Raw genomic sequence first — 16,107 nt, 5'->3', positions numbered from 1 at the left:
ATGACCCATTTGTTTCGACCAAGTTAACCGGACTCCGGCCGGGCGACCCACCTGTAGGTATCGAAAATCGGGCGCAGTACGGTGGTCGGGTGGACAACAGGGACGCAATCGGCTCGTGGCTCTCCGGACCGCGCGCAGCCGCGGAGGAAGCCGGTGTCGACTTCGGATACCGGGGCGAACAGCTCGGCCTGCCCGAGGAGGGCCCCGGCTCGATCGCCCGCCCGGGCCGCCGGCTCGGCGCCCTGGCCGTCGACTGGGGCCTGTGCCTCTTGATCGCATACGGCCTGGTCACGGACAGCTATAACGAGGCCGCGCAGGTCTGGGCACCGCTCATCCTCCTGGCCCTGCTCCTGCTCACCCTGGGCACACTCGGCTTCACCCCGGGCAAGCGGCTCTTCGGCCTGCGGGTCGTCGCCCTGGACACCGGCCGCGTCAGCCCGCCGCGCGCCACGCTGCGAACGATCCTGTTCTTCCTCGCCCTCCCGCCCCTGATCTGGGACCGCGACGGCCGAGGGCTGCACGACCGCTTGGCGCGCACGGTGGAAGTACGGATCTGACACTTTTCCGTGCAGTACGACGTTGGGGGCGCCCGGAGTGATCCGGGCGCCCCCAACGTCGTACGAGGGAGAGAGTGGGCGTCAGCGCATCTTGCCGCCGCGCGGCATGCGCATCCCCTTCGGCATGGGGCCCTTCGGCAGCGGCATGTTGCTCATCAGGTCGCCCATCGCCCGCAGTCGGTCGTTGGTGGCGGTCACCTGGGGGCCGGCGAGAACGCGCGGCAGCTTGAGCATCGTCGTACGGAGCTTCTTCAGCTCGATCTGGCCCTCGCCCGTGCCGACCAGCAGGTCGTGCACCGGCACGTCCGCGACGATACGGGCCATCTTCTTCTTCTCGGCGGCCAGCAGGCTCTTCACCCGGTTCGGGTTGCCCTCGGCGACCAGCACGATGCCGGCCTTGCCGACCGCGCGGTGCACCACGTCCTGGCTGCGGTTCATCGCCACCGCCGGAGTCGTCGTCCAGCCCCGGCCGATGTTGTCCAGCACGGCTGCCGCGGCACCCGGCTGGCCCTCCATCTGTCCGAACGCGGCCCGCTCGGCCCGGCGCCCGAACACGATCGCCGTCGCGAGGAAGGCGAGCAGGAGCCCGAGAATTCCGAGATAGATCGGGTGACCGATCAGGAAGCCGATCGCGAGGAAGACACCGAAGGTGAAGATTCCGACAGCCGCGAGTACAAGACCGATCTTCTTGTCGGCCTTGCGGGTCATCTTGTACGTCAGGGCGATCTGCTTGAGTCGCCCGGGGTTCGCGGCGTCCGCCGCGGTTTCCTTCCTCGCCATGCCGTGAAGTCTACGTGGCCCTGGAAGCGCCGACGACGGCGGTGCCGTGAGGAAGCGGGAGAGAGGGTCAGGGGCGGGTGGCCAGGGCCTGTTCGAGGACGCGCTGCGCCTCGACCCGGTCCTTGGCGCGACGGCGGTCCTCCAGGACGGAGGTCCAGGCGTTCTGACGGGCGGTGCGCTGGCCGCTGCTCATCAGCAGCGACTCGACGGCACGCAGTGCGTCGGTGAACGACGGAATGGGTGTGGCGCGGACGGGCGCGGCCTGCATGGTGGTGGTCCCCCCTCGGAACGGCTCTGGGTAAGGGTGCACATCGTGTAAAGACAGGGTCACTGATTGGTGTTACCAGGGCGTGACCTGCCGGTCAAACACCGATGAAGCCTTGATACGGAAGGTGAAAACGCCGATGCGGCCCTGACGTATGCCCCCAACTGGGAGGACGGTCAGGACCGCACGGAATCGGCCGTTACTGGCGGGTAGTTACTTGTGCGCGAATTCACACGTCTGCTGCGCCCTTGCTGGGCAGGGTGGGTGACGGTGTGTCAGGCGCCGAGGGACCGGTTCAGACTGCCTGCGAGGCGATGTACGCGCCGCGCTTCTCGACGGCCATCTGGTAAAGGCGGCCGGCGCGGTACGAAGAACGCACCAGCGGGCCGGACATGACCCCGGAGAAGCCGATCTGCTCGGCCTCCTCCTTCAGCTCGACGAACTCGTGCGGCTTCACCCAGCGTTCGACGGGGTGGTGCCGGACGGTCGGACGCAGGTACTGCGTGATGGTGATCAGCTCGCACCCGGCCTCGTGCAGCTGCCGGAGCGCCTCGCTGACCTCCTCGCGGGTCTCGCCCATGCCGAGGATCAGGTTGGACTTGGTCACCAGACCGTAGTCGCGGGCGTCGGTGATGACCTTGAGCGAGCGGTCGTAGCGGAAGCCCGGGCGGATGCGCTTGAAGATGCGGGGGACCGTCTCGACGTTGTGCGCGAAGACCTCGGGGCGGGAGGAGAAGACCTCGGCCAGCAGCTCCGGTACGGCGTTGAAGTCGGGCGCGAGCAGCTCGACCTTGGTCCGGCCGGCCTCGCGTGCCGCCGTCTGCTCGTGGATCTGGCGGACGGTCTCGGCATACAGCCATGCCCCGCCATCCTCCAGGTCGTCACGGGCGACGCCGGTGATGGTGGCGTAGTTCAGATCCATGGTGACCACGGACTCCCCGACGCGGCGGGGTTCGTCGCGGTCCAGGGCCTCGGGCTTGCCGGTGTCGATCTGGCAGAAGTCGCAGCGGCGGGTGCACTGGTCGCCGCCGATGAGGAACGTGGCCTCGCGGTCCTCCCAGCACTCGTAGATGTTGGGGCAGCCGGCTTCCTGGCAGACGGTGTGCAGGCCCTCGCTCTTCACGAGGTTCTGCATCTTCGTGTACTCGGGACCCATTTTCGCCCGGGTCTTGATCCACTCGGGCTTGCGCTCGATGGGGGTCTGGGCGTTCCGGACCTCCAGGCGCAGCATCTTGCGTCCGTCGGGTGCGACTGCGGACACGATGGCTCCCTGTAGCTTCGATTCTTCGGCGTACACCAGGGTACGCCCGTGCGCTTCCCGCCCTACGAGACGGGCAACCTTCGGGACGAGGGGTGCATTCCCGGGGCGGTTTTTTCTCGCCCCCGCCGCCCCTACCCGTCCCATCCTTCTGGGGCTCCGCCCCAGACCCCGCTCCTCAAACGCCGGAGGGGCTAGTTTTTCAGCCCGTCCGGCGTTTGAGGACGAGGCCGTTCAGGCCGACAGCGGGGGTCTGGGGGCGGCAGCCCCCAGGGATGGGAACGGGTAGGGGCGGCGGGGGCGAAGAAAAAGCCCCCTACGCCACCACCCGTGCCCGCAACTCCGCCCCCTCCAGAATCTCCCGCAACTGCCGCTCCACCACCGGCAGCACCTCCCCCACCGTCACATCCCGCCCCAGCTCGTTCGCGAGCGACGTAACCCCCGCGTCGCGAATCCCGCACGGGATGATCCGGTCGAACCACACATTGTCCGGGTTCACGTTCAGCGAGAAGCCGTGCATCGTGACGCCCTTCGCCACCCGGATCCCGATCGCCGCCAGCTTGCGGTCCTCGCGGCGCTGCCCGGCGTTCGAGGGCGCGTACTCGGGTCCGTTCAGCCGGGGGTCGAACTCGTCGTCCGTCAGGCGCGGGTCCAGGTCCAGGGAGAGACCGCCGAGCGATGCCGCGGGGCGGGACTCCACCGGGTCCCCCAGCACCCACACCCCGCTCCGCCCCTCCACCCGAGACGTCTCCACCCCGAACTCCGCGCACGTCCGGATCAGCGCCTCCTCCAGCCGCCGTACATGCGCCACGACGTCCACCGGACGCGGCAGCTTCTGGATGGGGTAGCCCACCAGCTGGCCGGGGCCGTGCCAGGTGATCTTGCCGCCGCGGTCCACGTCGATGACCGGAGTGCCGTCGAGGGGACGCTCGCTCGGGTCGGTACGCCGGCCGGCCGTGTAGACCGGGGGGTGCACGAGGAGCAGGCAGGTGTCGGGGATCTCGTCCGCGAAACGGGCCGCGTGCACCCGGCGCTGCTCGTCCCAGGCCTCCTGGTAGTCGACGTACGCGACGCCATCGGTGCCGGCGGCGCCCTCTGCGCCCTCCGCGCCGAATCCCATTCGGACGAACCGCAACTCACTCACGGCAAGCGCCTCCCCGGCTACCTGGCTCCCTGGTTCCGTCAGGCACATAACGCGCCCAAGCCACTGTACGTCCGGCCGCTGCCCGTCAGTCCGGCGCCCAATCCTCACACGATCGGATGAATGTACGGCGAAATGTGCGATCGGCTGCTTACGCTCCGCTACATTCGCGCCGTTCGCCAGGCCATAAAGGGCTGCTCACCAGCAAACCGGGCACATCAGAGGGCCCGAAGGCAGGAGACCGCACCGCAGATGACGGAACGACCCGCGCAGCGCACTCCCAATCGACAGCTCGCCGCGCTCATCGCAGAAGCGGGATTCTCCAACGCGGGTCTGGCCCGTCGGGTCGACCAGCTCGGCCTTGAACACGGACTCGATCTCAGATACGACAAGACATCGGTGACCCGATGGCTGCGCGGACAGCAGCCCCGCGGCACCACCCCCGCCCTCATCGCCGAGGTGTTCACCCGGCGTCTCGGACGCCGGCTCACCGCCCAGGACCTCGGGCTCGACGCCTGTGCGCCCGTCTACGCGGGGCTGGAGTTCGCGGCCACTCCCGAGGAGGCCGTCGACATCGTCAGCGGCCTGTGGCGCAAGGACTCCGGCAGCCATGCCGAACTGCGCAAGATCGCCTTCACCCCGGCGGGGCTCGTCGTGCCCAGCCGGGACTGGCTGATCGGGCGGCCCGACGACCGGGTCGGCCGCGGTGACCAGCCGCCCGCCGTCCGGGTGCCCGTGCAGGGGCGGCCAGGCGTGCCCCGGCAGCGCGGGCAGGCCGAGCGCGGGCCCGGGCAGAAGGTCACCGGAGGTGACATCGCCGCCCTCCGGTCAGTGGGCGAGTTGTTCCGCACCCTCGACGACGCCTATGGGGGCGGCCACGCCAGACAGGCCCTCGTCCGCTACCTCGAACACGAGACCGAGCCCATGCTGCGCGGCACGTACGGCGAGCAGACGGGCCGCCGTCTGTTCGCGGCGGCCTCCGACCTCACCCGGCTCGCGGGCTGGACCTCGTACGACATCGCCGCGCACGGGCTCGCCCAGCGGTACTTCGTGCAGGCGCTGCGGCTCGCGCAGGCGGCGGGGGACCGGGCGTACGGCTCGTACGTGCTGGCCACCATGAGCCGGCAGGCCGTCTACCTCGGGCACGGGCGGGAGGCCGTGCAGCTCGCGCGGGTGGCCCAGCAGGGCGTCGGTACGACCGCGCCGCCCGTCGTGCAGTCGCTGCTGCACGCGTGCGAGGCGCGTGCCCATGGGGTGCTCGGTGAGGTCCGAGCCTGCACCGCGTCGCTCGTACGGGCCGAGCGTGCCCTCGAAGCGGCTCGGCCCGGCGACGAGGTGCCGCACTGGGCTCGGTTCTTCGACGAGGCGCAGCTCGCCGACGAGTTCGGGCACTGTCACCGGGATCTGCAGCAGTTCCGGGCCGCCGCGCAGCATGCGGAGCGCTCGTTGCAGTTGCGTGCGCCCGCTTTCGCTCGCAGTCGGCTCTTCTGCCGGGTCGTGCTCGCTTCGGCCCGGCTGGGGCTTGGCGAGCTGGACCAGGCCTGTCAGTTGGGGGCCGAGGCGGCGGGGGCGGCGGCCGAGATGCGGTCGGTGCGGGCGACAGAGTATGTGCGGGACTTCGAGCGGCGGTTGGAGCCGTATCGGGACGCGGCGCCTGTCAGGGGGTACCGGGACAAGGTTGCCGCGCTCGGGTAGTCGGTTCACTGCGGCGCCGTCGTGGCTGGTCGCGCCCACGCGGCGGAGCCGCATATCGATACAGCCCCGCGCCCCTGAAGGGGCGCGGTCGAACCGTCGCTGTCAGGCCCGCACCCGCTCAGGCTGCCTCGGCCGTTGCCGTAGTACACCTGGGCAACGGCTCCGGTACCCGCACCGGGTCCGCGCCCAGGTCCGTCAGGATCGCTGACGCGGCTCGGTGGCCGGAGTGGAGGGCGCCCTGGACCGTGCTGGTGTCCCGGTGGTCGCCGCATACGTACAGGCCCGCCAGGAGGCGTACCGGGCGGCGTAGGTCGTGGGGTGGGCGCATTGCCGGGACTGCCTCGGCGGTGTGGTGTACCGCGAGGGTCTCCCAGTGGGTGGTCGGCGTGCCGTAGAGGCGGGACAGGTGGGCTCGTACCGCCGTGTCCACGTCCTGTGGAGGGGGGCCCAGCACCGTTGATGAGATCAGCGGGCGGCCCGCGGGGGAGCGGGACGGGTCCACGCGGCTGATCACCGACGTGTGCGCGACCGGGCCCCGGCGGTCCGCGTCCAGGAGCAGGAACGCGCCGGTCTCCGGGGGCTCGTCGGCCGTGTGGTGGACGACGGTCACCGGGTGGAAGTCGGGTACGCGCAGGCCGGGCAGCAGATCGGCGGCGGCGCGGGCGTCGGTCGCCACCAGCAGGGCACGGCAGCGCAGTTCGCCGTGGTCGGCGGTGGTGACGAGGTTGGTGGCGATGGACGTGACCCGCACCCCGGTGTGCACCGTGCCCGGCGGCAGTGTCCGCGCGAGCAGCTCCGGCAGGGTCTCCGCGCCACCCTCCGGCACGCACAGCCGGCCGCTCGCGAACGCCCGCAGCGCGAGATCCGCGCACCGGCTCGACGTGGTCAGCTCGGGGTCGCAGAGCAGTGCGGCCAGCAGCGGGCGCAGAAAGCCCTCGATCGTCCGTGCGGGCAGGCCGCGGTTGGCCAGGGCGTGGGCGGCAGGAAGCTCGGGGCGGGCCAGCAGGCGCTGGACGGGGACAGCGGCGAGTCGGCCAAGGGCGGCGCCCAGCCGGGCCTGGTCGACCGCGCCGCCGACCGCCCCGGCGAGCGGTGCGCCGGTGCGCGCCCCCGCCGATGCCACCGGCCGGGGGGACCTGGCCGTCCTCGCCGGCCCGGGGGCGCTTGCCAGGGCGCGCACCGCGCCGAGTGCGCCCCGTGCGCCCCCGCCGCTCAGCGGAGCGCCCGCGCGGTGCCTGCGTCCGTCGCTGTGCACCAGGACACCGGGTGCGAAGGGACGCAGGACGAGCGCGTCCAGGCCCGGGGTCAGCCGCAGTTCCGGATACGACGTGGACAGCAGCTGCCCGATCCGGTCGAGCCGGAAACCGTCGACCTTCTCGGTCGCCATCCGGCCCCCGACGTAAGGGGCGGCCTCCAGGACCGCGGTCGTTACTCCTGCGCTGGTCAGCCGATGGGCGGCCGCGAGTCCGGCGACCCCGGCCCCCACAATGACGACGTCCGCCTGGTGCGCGGGCTCAAGCACGTGCCCTCCCTCGATCGCGGTGTGACGCGGCCGGCCGGGGCTCCGCTGCCCCAACAGGCGTACGGGATAAGCGAGTTCGGTCGTTCGGACCGTTCGGACCGAGAGTAGGGCGGCTCGCGGCAGGCGGAAGTCGCGCATGAACAGGGCACGGTCGCACGGCGGTCGCATGCCGTCGCACACGGTCAACCGGGGTGCGGACCCGGGGCGCGGGGGAGGGTCAGGCGAGCGCCGCCCGGATCGCGTCGTCGATCTCCGGGAACGCGAACGTGAACCCGGACTCGAGCAGCCGCTTCGGCAGCACCCGCGCGCTGCCGAGCACATCCCCGGACATCTCGCCCAGCACCAGCCGCAGCACGGGGGAGGGCACCGTGAAGAGAGTGGGCCGGTGCAGCACGCGCCCCATCGCCGCCGTGATCTCGCGGTTGGTGAGCGGCTGCGGCGCGGTCAGGTTGAACGGCCCGGACAGCCCGTCGGTGTCGATGAGATGCCGGATCGCGGCCACCTCGTCGTGCAGCGAGATGAACGACCAGTACTGCCGCCCGTCGCCCATCCGCCCACCGAGACCCGCCTTGAACAGCGGAAACAGCTTTCCCCAGGCCCCGCCACCGCGCGCCACCACCAGCCCGGTCCGCGCGAAGACCGTCCGTACGCCCGCCTCCTGGGCCGGGCCAGTGGCCGCCTCCCACTCCACGCACAGCGACGGCAGGAAACCGTCCCCCGCGGGGGCGTCCTCGTCCACGGCCCGCTCGCCGGTCTCCCCGTAGTAGCCCATCGCGCTGCCGTTCACGAAGACCCGCGGCGGCTCGTCCAGCGAGGCGACCGCCTCGGCGAGCGTCGCCGTCCCCAGGAGCCGGCTCTCCCGGATCGTCCGCTTGTACGCGTCCGTCCAGCGCCGGTCCCCGACCCCCGCCCCGGCCAGGTTCACCACGGCGTCGCAGCCCACCAGTCCGGCCGTGTCGACCGTCCGCCCCGCGGGGTCCCAGCGGACCTCGTCCTTCGTCCGGGGCGCGTGCCGTACCAGGCGGCGCACTTCGTGCCCGTCGGCGGTCAGGGACCGCACCAGGGCCGTACCGATGAGACCGGACGCACCGGCCACCGCGATTCGCGAGCGTTCCATGGTCCTATCCTGCGCCACCTGCCCCGGACCCGTTGTCGTACCCCCGCTCTACAGTGATCTCCATGCCGCCCGACTCCCAGCGATCACACCGGCCGAACGACGCGTACGAGAGCAGTGAGCCGTTCGTGCGCCTCGCCCTGCCCGGCGACGAGGACGCCCTCGGCCGGCTCGACCGCGCCACATGGTCCACCCTGCACTCCGTCACACCCCGAGCCAGACCGCCGTACACGCCGTTCTTCGAGACGTCCGACCCGCGCGACCATCTGGTCGCCGCGACCGGGGACGGCCGGGTCGTGGGCTATGTCAAGCTCGCCCGCCCCACTCCGCTCGCGTCGAACGCGCACGTCCGGCAGATCCAGGGGCTCGCCGTCTCCGACGAGGCGCGCGGCATGGGCGTGGGGCGGCTGCTGATCAGGGCCGCCGTGGCCGAGGCCCGCCGCCGGGGCGCCCTGCGCCTCTCGCTGCGCGTCCTCGGACACAACGCCCCGGCCCGCAGGCTGTACGAGTCGGAGGGCTTCGTCGTCGAGGGCATACAGCCCCGGGAGTTCCTCCTGGACGGGGAGTTCGTGGACGACGTACTCATGGGCCGGGAGCTGTAGCCATCAAGGAGCAGCCAAGGAGCCGCCAATGAGCCGCCAGGACGTCTACGACGTGACCAGGTCGCCCGTGTCCACCGGTGTCGTCGAGGTCGCCGCGCGTTCGGCGTCGCCGGAGACCTCGTCCACCGTCAGGACGTAGCCCGTCTCGTCGTCGGACGTGGAGCGGGCGAAGACCACGCCGTACACCTCGCCGTCCGTGGTGAGGAGCGGGCCGCCGGAGTTGCCCGGGCGGACGGTCGAGCGGATCGAGTAGATCTCGCGGGTCACCGTCTCGCTGTTGTAGATGTTCTGGCCCCGCGCCCGCACCTTGTCGGCGACCGTCGCCGCCTGCAGATTCAGGTCGCCGTCCTGCGGATAGCCCGCGACCACCGCCGAGTCGCCCCGCTCCGCGCTGTCGTCGAAGCGCAGCACGGGGGCGCGCAGATCGGGGACGTACAGCACGGCCACGTCCTTGTCGGGGTCGAAGAGCACCACCCGCGCCTCGTACGCCGTCCCGACGCCGCCCACCCGGACGGTCGGGTCGTCGATGCCCGCCACCACATGGGCGTTGGTCATCACATGCCGGGCCGAGTAGACGAAACCGCTGCCCTCGCGGCCCTGGTTGCCCGCGACGCCCTCGACCTTGACCGTGCTCATCTTGGCCGCGTTCGTCGCGCTCGCCGTGACACTGTCACCGGTGGGCTTGGCGACACTCGTCGCCGGTTCGTTCTCGAAGGGGTTGAAGACCTGCGGGAAGCCCGCCTGGGTGAGGGCGGACGTGGCCCGCGAGAACCAGGTCGGGGTGGTCTCCGGCATCGCGTTCTGCACCGCGCCCAGCAGCGCCGAGTCCCGGATCGCCGTCGTGACCAGCGGTGAGGAGGAGGCGCCCAGGACGCTCGCGGCCACCCAGGACACCATCAGCACGGCGATCGCGTTGGCCACGGCCCCGCCGACCCCGTCGGCGACCCGCAGCGGCCCCTGGTCCAGCTCGCGGCGCAGCTTCAGCGCGAATCTGCCCATCAGCTCATGACCCACCACCGCCGGCACCAGCACCGTGAGCACGGCCGTCACCGTGGCGCCGGGTGTCCCGGCCTCGACCAGCTCCATGATCCACGGCAGCACCCACACCCCGATGACGGCGCCGCCCACGAACCCCGCCAGTGAGACACAGCCCGCCACCAGACCGCGCCGGTAACCGGACGCGGCATAGCCGAGGATCACCAGCAACAGCAGGATGTCGAGCAGGTCCACTCCGGCCGCCTCTCTCCTGGACCCCTTGGTCCCCCTGTACATGCGGTTTACATGCGGTAGTACGCGCGGGACGGGCCCGGTGATCAGCCGCACGTCGGTCCCACAGGCGCTTCAGATCCCCGGACCTCTAAAAACGTCCCGGACCGGGACGTTGGTTCCACCAAGTGGCACACCACACATCGCGGGCGGAACGGAACCCACCCACAGTTGGGCCCATGGGGTCCAAGGGGTCCACGGGTGACCCGCGTGTCCACCGCGTACCGGGCGCCGTCCGCGCGGTGCTCGCCTGCCTGCCCGGAATCGCCGCCGCCGTCGGCCTGGTCCTGTGCGCGGCAGGCGTCGACCGTACGACCGCGCGCCCCGCCCACCCCGTCGCGGCCCGCCCTGCCGTCGCCCACCCCTCCGCCAAGCCGCGCATCGTGCCCCGTACCGCGTGGATCGCGGACGCCGAACGCAGCCAGCCGCCGCCGCGCTACGACGACCGGGTCGTCGCCGTGTTCATCCACCACACCGACTCGCCCAACGGCTACGACTGCGCCGACGCGCCCCGCATCATCCGCTATCTGTACGCGGGCCAGACCGGCACCCGGGACTGGGACGACATCGGCTACAACTTCGTCGTCGACCGCTGCGGGACCATCTACGAGGGCCGCGCGGGCGGTGTCGACCGCCCCGTCACCGGCGCCCACACCCAGGGCTTCAACCACCGCACCACCGGCATCGCCGCCCTCGGCACCTTCACCGCGGGCGTGCCCGTGCCGCGGGCCATGACCGACGCGATCGCCGCCCTCGCCGCCTGGAAACTCGGCCTCTCGGGCATCGATCCGCGCACCCGCGTCCCCCTGGTCTCCAGCAACAGCCTGAGCCGGTACCGCTCCGGCACCACCGTCTCCCTGCCCGCCCTGGCTGGCCACACCGAGGGCTACATGACGAGCTGCCCGGGCGCCGCCCTCACGGCCCGCCTCCCGGCGATCAGACAGACGGCGGCGCGCCTCCAGGGCAGACGCTGAGGCGGAAGCCGGAAGCAGCCTCACAGGTACGCCACAGCGCACTCAACGAAGTGCCCCAACTCCCGGTCCTACCTTCGTCGTACGCACTGACTGGAGGTGGGGATCATGAACAGCAGCAGTCGTACGAACCCGCTGGAGCGGGCCGACGGCAAGAGGTCTTCCGGGAGTTGGGCCGGGGCCGCGCGCAACCCGTGGACCGTGCTCTGCGCGGTGGCGACGGTCGTCCTGGGCCCGGCGGCGGTCACGGCCTCCGCCCTCGACCAGGCCAACGCGGCCCCCATGCACCACGCGGTACGGGCCGACCACACGCAGCAGGCGTACATCCCGTCGGACCTGACCCGCCGCCGGGGCGCGGCAGCCTGAAGGACGGGCGGGCAGGCGGTTAGCCGCCCTTGAAGCGCTGCCACAGCTTGGGGAACCGGTCGGCGAGCGCGCCTTCGTCCGCCAGGTCGAGCGGCGTGCCCTCGGGCTCCGCGGGCGCGGGCGGAATACCCAGGTCAGGGGTGACGGTGCCGGTGAGCTGCTCGTACGCCTCGTCGGCCGCGTAGCCCAGCTCCTCGCCGTCCCCGTCGATCTCGTCGTCGAAGTCGTCGAGCAGATCGGCGAGCGAGTCGGGATCGCCGTGCAGAGCGCCCTCGAAGACCTCCCGCCCCTGCCCGATCAGCCAGCACCGGAAGAAGTCGAAGCCGTCCTCGCCGGCCCCGTCGAGCAGTACGCGGGCGGCGCCCCACAGGTCCCAGCGGTAGGCGCGGTTGTAGCGCGACTCGAAGTGCCGGGCGAAGTCGAGGACCGAGTCCGGATCGAGCTGGAGCAACCGCTCGACCAGCAGATCGGCCTGATCCTCGGGGTCACCCTCGGCGGCCTCACGGGTCGCGTCCACCAGCTCCCAGAACTCCGTCTCGTCCATCACGGGTCCAGCATCGGCCCTGGGGGAGAGGCGCGCACGTGGAGCTGCACGGATTGTGATGGGGTGTACAGGGCGGTGAGCCGTCGTGCGTCCTGTGCGAACCGCGTCCGCAGTTCCGCCGGAGCCAGCACCTCCGCCTCCGGCCCGAGCGCCGCCAACTGCGTATGGGCGACCTCCGCCGACTCGACCCCGAGCGTCACGGTGACCCGGCCCTGGTCGTCGGGGTCGCCGCAGGCGGACAGCGCGTCCCTGGCAGCGACAGGATCGACGGCGTACGGCAGTCTGCGCGCCCCTTCCGCCGAGAGCCGTACGACGACCTCCGCGCGCAGGATCGACCGCGCGAACTGTGCCGCGCGCTCCGCCCAGAACGCGGGGAGGTCGAAGGTGTCGTCGCGGGTGAAGCGCTCGCGCTCGGCGGACACCTGGACGGAGGTGAACCGGTCGACGCGGTACACCCGGAAGGGGGCAGTGTCTGCGTGTTCCGGGACGCGGGCGCACAGGTACCAGACGCCCGCCTTGAGGACGAGTCCGTACGGCTCCAGCGTGCGCTCCACGTCGGTGTCGGCGGGGCCGCGACGGTAGCGGGCCAGGATCGTACGGTCGTCCCACACGGCTTCCGCGACGGTGGGCAGCGACTCGGGGGTGGGGGGTTCGCTGAACCAGGCGGGGGCGTCCAGGTGGAAGCGTTGGGCCGCTGTGCGGGGGGTGTCGTGGAGGGCGGGCTGGAGCGCGGCGGCCACCTTGAGGCGGGCCGCCGAGGCGGTGTCCTCCAGGCCCATCTCGCGCAGGGCGCCCGGTACTCCGCTCAGGAACAGGGCCTCGGCCTCGCTGCGGGCCAGTCCGGTGAGGCGGGTGCGGTATCCGCCGACCAGCCGGTATCCGCCGACCCGTCCCCGGTCGGCGTACACGGGCACGCCCGCCTCGGACAGCGCCTGCGCGTCCCGGGCGACGGTCCGCTCGGAGACCTCCAGCTCCCGGGCCAGCTCGGCGCCGGTCATGGCGGGCCGGGCCTGAAGAAGCAGCACCATTTTGATGAGACGAGCAGCACGCATGACGCCATTGTTCCGCCCCCGCCGCCCCTACCCGTTCCCATCCTCGGGGGCGCTGCCCCCGAACCCCCGCATCGCGCTGAACGCGCTCGTCCTCAAACGCCGGACGGGCTGAAAACCAGCCCCGGCCGGTGCTTGATCTTTTAGCCCGTCCGGCGTTTGAGGACAAGGCCCGTTCAGGGCCGACAGCGGGGGTTCGGGGGCGGCAGCCCCCGAGGGATGGGAACGGGTAGGGGCGGCGGGGGCGAAAAACAGCGAGCCCTACAGCCCGTACCGCTCCCGTGCCTCCTTCACCGCCGTCGCCTTCACCTCACCCCGCCGAGCCAACTGCGCCAACCCCGCCACCACGATCGACTCCGCGTCCACCCCGAAGTACCGCCGCGCAGCGTCCCGCGTGTCCGACAGGCCGAATCCGTCCGCGCCCAGCGACGAGTAGTCCTGCTCGACCCACTGCGCGATCTGGTCGGGCACCTGGCGCATGTAGTCCGACACCGCCAGCACCGGGCCCTCGGCACCCTGGAGCACGTGACGGACGTACGGGACGCGCTCCTCGCCCCGCAGTAGCGCCGCATCCGCCTCCAGCGCATCCCGCCGCAGCTCGGTCCAGGACGTCGCCGACCACACGTCCGCCGCCACACCCCACTCCTCGGCGAGCAGCCGCTGCGCCTTCAGGGCCCAGTGGATCGCCGTACCGGACCCGAGCAGCTGGATGCGCGGCGCGTTGGCCGCCGGGGACAACCCCGCCGACTCCGCCGTGTTGAAGCGGTACAGGCCCTTGACGATGCCCTCGTCGAGCCCCGGCGCCGCCGGCTTCGCGGGCTGCGGGATCGGCTCGTTGTACACCGTCAGGTAGTAGAAGACGTTCGGGTCCTCGCCCGGCGCCGCCTCGCCGTACATCCGGCGCAGGCCGTCCTTCACGATCACCGCGACCTCGTACGCGAACGCCGGGTCGTACGACAGCGCCGCCGGGTTCGTCGCGGCGATGACGGGGGAGTGGCCGTCCGCGTGCTGCAGGCCCTCGCCGGTCAGCGTCGTACGGCCGGCCGTCGCGCCCACCAGGAAGCCGCGGCCGAGCTGGTCGCCGAGCTGCCACATCTGGTCGGCCGTGCGCTGCCAGCCGAACATCGAATAGAAGATGTAGAAGGGGATCATCGGCTCGCCGTGCGTCGAGTACGACGTCGACGCGGCGATGAAGTCCGCCATGGAACCGGCCTCGGTGATCCCCTCGTTGAGGATCTGACCGTCCTTGGCCTCCTTGTAGTACATCAGCTGGTCACGGTCGACCGGCTCGTACGTCTGGCCCTTGGGGGAGTAGATCCCGAGGGAGGGGAAGAGGCTCTCCATGCCGAAGGTACGTGCCTCGTCCGGCACGATCGGTACCCAGCGGCGGCCCGTCTCCTTGTCGCGGACCAGGTCCTTGACCAGGCGTACGAAGGCCATCGTCGTCGCCACGTTCTGCGAGCCGGAGCCCTTGTCGAACGACGTGAACGCCTTTTCGGCGGGGGCCGGGAGCGGGGCCAGCGCGTGCGTGCGGCGGGCCGGAGCCGGGCCGCCCAGGGCCGCGCGGCGCTCCTGGAGGTAGCGGACCTCGGGGGAGTCGGCGCCCGGGTGGCCGTAGGGGACCACCCCGTCGACGAAGTCACTGTCCTTGATGGGGAGTTCGAGCAGATCACGCATCTGCTTGAACTCGTCCGTCGTCAGCTTCTTCATCTGGTGGTTGGCGTTCTTCGACGCGAAGCCCTCGCCCAGCGTGAAGCCCTTGACCGTCTGGGCCAGGATCACCGTCGGCGCGCCCTTGTGGGCGAGCGCCGCCTTGTAGGCCGCGTACACCTTGCGCGACTCATGGCCACCGCGCGACAGGTGGAAGCACTCCAGGATCCTGTCGTCGCTCAGCAGCTTCGCCATCTCGGCGAGCGCCGGGTCCTTGCCGAAGAAGTCGGCGCGGATGTAGGCGGCGTCACGCGTCTGGTACGTCTGCACCTGGGCGTCCGGTACCTCGCGGAGGCGGCGGACGAGCGCGCCCGTGGTGTCGAGCCGGAACAGCTCGTCCCACGCCGTGCCCCACAGCGTCTTGATGACGTTCCAGCCCGCACCGCGGAACTGGGCCTCCAGCTCCTGCACGATCTTGAAGTTCGCGCGGACCGGGCCGTCGAGGCGCTGGAGGTTGCAGTTGATGACGAAGGTGAGGTTGTCCAGGCCCTCGCGGGAGGCCAGCGCCAGTGCCGCCGTCGACTCCGGCTCGTCCATCTCGCCGTCGCCGAGGAACGCCCACACATGGGACGCCGAGACGTCCTTGATGCTGCGACTGGTGAGGTAGCGGTTGAAGCGTGCCTGGTAGATCGCCGACAGCGGGCCGAGGCCCATCGACACCGTCGGGAACTCCCACAGCCAGGGCAGCCGGCGCGGGTGCGGGTACGACGGGAGGCCGTTGCCGCCCGACTCGCGGCGGAAGTTGTCGAGGTGGTCCTCGGTCAGCCGGCCGTCGAGGAAGGCGCGAGCGTAGATACCGGGGGAGGCATGGCCCTGGATGTACAGCTGGTCACCGGAACCGTCCCCCTCCTTGCCCCGGAAGAAGTGGTTGAAGCCCGTCTCGTACAGCCAGGCGGCCGACGCGAACGTGGCGATGTGGCCGCCGACGCCGTGTTTGCTGCCCCGGGTCACCATGGCCGCCGCGTTCCAGCGGTTCCAGCCGGCGATCCGGTGCTCCATCGCCTCGTCGCCGTCCACCACGGGCTCGGCGGCGGTCGGGATGGTGTTGACGTAGTCCGTCTCCAGGAGCTTGGGCAGCGCGATGCCGTTGCCCTCGGCGCGCTCCAGTGTGCGGCGCATCAGATACGCGGCACGGTGCGGCCCGGCCGCCTTGGTGACCGCGTCCAGCGAGGCCTGCCATTCGGCGGTCTCCTCGGGGTCGCGGTCGGGGAGCTGGTCGAGCTCGCTCGGCTGGATGGCCTTGGGGTCGGTCATGTCGCCGCCTTCC

At 71.4% G+C, this 16,107-nt stretch carries 15 protein-coding genes; 5 read left to right on the top strand and 10 right to left on the bottom strand.

Annotated elements, in window-relative coordinates; all coding sequences use genetic code 11:
• Positions 1 to 89: 89 nt before the first annotated feature.
• A complete protein-coding gene (locus tag ACFYXF_RS16490; protein WP_389350247.1) occupies positions 90 to 557 on the top strand; it encodes an RDD family protein in 468 nt (155 codons plus the stop codon).
• A gap of 81 nt (positions 558 to 638) precedes the next feature.
• Here the strand turns inward: ACFYXF_RS16490 and ACFYXF_RS16485 are convergent, their stop codons facing one another.
• The 4 genes from ACFYXF_RS16485 to lipB form a co-directional block, all read right to left on the bottom strand.
• On the bottom strand, positions 639 to 1,337 hold the full coding sequence (locus tag ACFYXF_RS16485) for a DUF4191 domain-containing protein (protein ID WP_105975996.1): 699 nt from the start codon (positions 1,335 to 1,337) through the stop codon (positions 639 to 641).
• A 67-nt stretch (positions 1,338 to 1,404) separates the two neighbouring features.
• Entirely contained in the window at positions 1,405 to 1,605 is a 201-nt protein-coding gene (locus ACFYXF_RS16480; protein ID WP_389350246.1) for a hypothetical protein, read from the bottom strand.
• 292 nt (positions 1,606 to 1,897) lie between these two features.
• Positions 1,898 to 2,863 carry a lipoyl synthase gene (gene lipA / locus ACFYXF_RS16475; RefSeq protein WP_389350245.1) on the bottom strand — a complete coding sequence of 322 codons (966 nt, stop codon included), beginning with the start codon at positions 2,861 to 2,863 and terminating at the stop codon, positions 1,898 to 1,900.
• Positions 2,864 to 3,176: 313 nt separating this feature from the next.
• Positions 3,177 to 4,004 carry a lipoyl(octanoyl) transferase LipB gene (gene lipB / locus ACFYXF_RS16470; RefSeq protein ID WP_389350244.1) on the bottom strand — a complete coding sequence of 276 codons (828 nt, stop codon included), beginning with the start codon at positions 4,002 to 4,004 and terminating at the stop codon, positions 3,177 to 3,179.
• Between the two features lie 249 nt (positions 4,005 to 4,253).
• Between lipB and ACFYXF_RS16465 the strand changes: the two genes are divergently transcribed.
• The gene (locus ACFYXF_RS16465) at positions 4,254 to 5,696 is read left to right on the top strand and encodes a regulator (protein WP_389350243.1); all 1,443 of its coding nucleotides are present in this window, start codon (positions 4,254 to 4,256) and stop codon (positions 5,694 to 5,696) included.
• 118 nt (positions 5,697 to 5,814) lie between these two features.
• Here the strand turns inward: ACFYXF_RS16465 and ACFYXF_RS16460 are convergent, their stop codons facing one another.
• Positions 5,815 to 7,218: an NAD(P)/FAD-dependent oxidoreductase gene (locus tag ACFYXF_RS16460; protein ID WP_389350242.1), complete on the bottom strand. Its 1,404-nt coding sequence runs from the start codon at positions 7,216 to 7,218 to the stop codon at positions 5,815 to 5,817.
• Positions 7,219 to 7,435: 217 nt separating this feature from the next.
• A complete protein-coding gene (locus ACFYXF_RS16455) occupies positions 7,436 to 8,335 on the bottom strand; it encodes a TIGR01777 family oxidoreductase (RefSeq protein ID WP_389350241.1) in 900 nt (299 codons plus the stop codon).
• Between the two features lie 62 nt (positions 8,336 to 8,397).
• Between ACFYXF_RS16455 and ACFYXF_RS16450 the strand changes: the two genes are divergently transcribed.
• Positions 8,398 to 8,934 carry a GNAT family N-acetyltransferase gene (locus tag ACFYXF_RS16450; RefSeq protein ID WP_389350240.1) on the top strand — a complete coding sequence of 179 codons (537 nt, stop codon included), beginning with the start codon at positions 8,398 to 8,400 and terminating at the stop codon, positions 8,932 to 8,934.
• Between the two features lie 45 nt (positions 8,935 to 8,979).
• Here the strand turns inward: ACFYXF_RS16450 and ACFYXF_RS16445 are convergent, their stop codons facing one another.
• On the bottom strand, positions 8,980 to 10,164 hold the full coding sequence (locus tag ACFYXF_RS16445; protein WP_389350369.1) for a MarP family serine protease: 1,185 nt from the start codon (positions 10,162 to 10,164) through the stop codon (positions 8,980 to 8,982).
• 215 nt (positions 10,165 to 10,379) lie between these two features.
• Here ACFYXF_RS16445 and ACFYXF_RS16440 point away from each other — a divergent pair, with 215 nt between their 5' ends.
• Positions 10,380 to 11,174: a peptidoglycan recognition protein gene (locus ACFYXF_RS16440; RefSeq protein WP_389350239.1), complete on the top strand. Its 795-nt coding sequence runs from the start codon at positions 10,380 to 10,382 to the stop codon at positions 11,172 to 11,174.
• A 105-nt stretch (positions 11,175 to 11,279) separates the two neighbouring features.
• Positions 11,280 to 11,537, top strand: coding sequence for a hypothetical protein (locus tag ACFYXF_RS16435; RefSeq protein ID WP_389350238.1), 258 nt, complete (start codon positions 11,280 to 11,282; stop codon positions 11,535 to 11,537).
• A 19-nt stretch (positions 11,538 to 11,556) separates the two neighbouring features.
• On the opposite strand, the gene ACFYXF_RS16430 is transcribed toward ACFYXF_RS16435, so the two are convergent.
• From ACFYXF_RS16430 to aceE, 3 genes are all read right to left on the bottom strand, one after another.
• Entirely contained in the window at positions 11,557 to 12,081 is a 525-nt protein-coding gene (locus ACFYXF_RS16430) for a DUF4240 domain-containing protein (protein ID WP_389350368.1), read from the bottom strand.
• Positions 12,081 to 13,133: a helix-turn-helix transcriptional regulator gene (locus ACFYXF_RS16425; RefSeq protein WP_389350237.1), complete on the bottom strand. Its 1,053-nt coding sequence runs from the start codon at positions 13,131 to 13,133 to the stop codon at positions 12,081 to 12,083. The genes ACFYXF_RS16430 and ACFYXF_RS16425 overlap by 1 nt, the downstream gene beginning before the upstream one ends.
• 258 nt (positions 13,134 to 13,391) lie before the next feature.
• A complete protein-coding gene (aceE, locus tag ACFYXF_RS16420) occupies positions 13,392 to 16,094 on the bottom strand; it encodes a pyruvate dehydrogenase (acetyl-transferring), homodimeric type (RefSeq protein ID WP_389350236.1) in 2,703 nt (900 codons plus the stop codon).
• Between the last annotated feature and the right edge of the window lie 13 nt (positions 16,095 to 16,107).

The organism is Streptomyces sp. NPDC002680, from assembly GCF_042889145.1.
GTDB classification, from domain to species: domain Bacteria; phylum Actinomycetota; class Actinomycetes; order Streptomycetales; family Streptomycetaceae; genus Streptomyces; species Streptomyces adonidis.
Note: the sequence above shows the minus strand (reverse complement) of the source record. Positions and strands in the feature narration are given on the sequence as shown.

Bases quoted from the DNA above. Each gene is read 5' to 3' on its own strand.
- ACFYXF_RS16485 (WP_105975996.1), bottom strand. From the start codon at position 1,337: ATGGCGAGGAAGGAAACCGCGGCGGACGCCGCGAACCCCGGGCGACTC.
- ACFYXF_RS16480 (WP_389350246.1), bottom strand. From the start codon at position 1,605: ATGCAGGCCGCGCCCGTCCGCGCCACACCCATTCCGTCGTTCACCGAC.
- ACFYXF_RS16465 (WP_389350243.1), top strand. From the start codon at position 4,254: ATGACGGAACGACCCGCGCAGCGCACTCCCAATCGACAGCTCGCCGCG.
- ACFYXF_RS16455 (WP_389350241.1), bottom strand. From the start codon at position 8,335: ATGGAACGCTCGCGAATCGCGGTGGCCGGTGCGTCCGGTCTCATCGGT.
- ACFYXF_RS16450 (WP_389350240.1), top strand. From the start codon at position 8,398: ATGCCGCCCGACTCCCAGCGATCACACCGGCCGAACGACGCGTACGAG.
- ACFYXF_RS16440 (WP_389350239.1), top strand. From the start codon at position 10,380: ATGGGGTCCAAGGGGTCCACGGGTGACCCGCGTGTCCACCGCGTACCG.
- ACFYXF_RS16435 (WP_389350238.1), top strand. From the start codon at position 11,280: ATGAACAGCAGCAGTCGTACGAACCCGCTGGAGCGGGCCGACGGCAAG.
- ACFYXF_RS16430 (WP_389350368.1), bottom strand. From the start codon at position 12,081: ATGGACGAGACGGAGTTCTGGGAGCTGGTGGACGCGACCCGTGAGGCC.
- ACFYXF_RS16425 (WP_389350237.1), bottom strand. From the start codon at position 13,133: ATGCGTGCTGCTCGTCTCATCAAAATGGTGCTGCTTCTTCAGGCCCGG.
- aceE (WP_389350236.1), bottom strand. From the start codon at position 16,094: ATGACCGACCCCAAGGCCATCCAGCCGAGCGAGCTCGACCAGCTCCCC.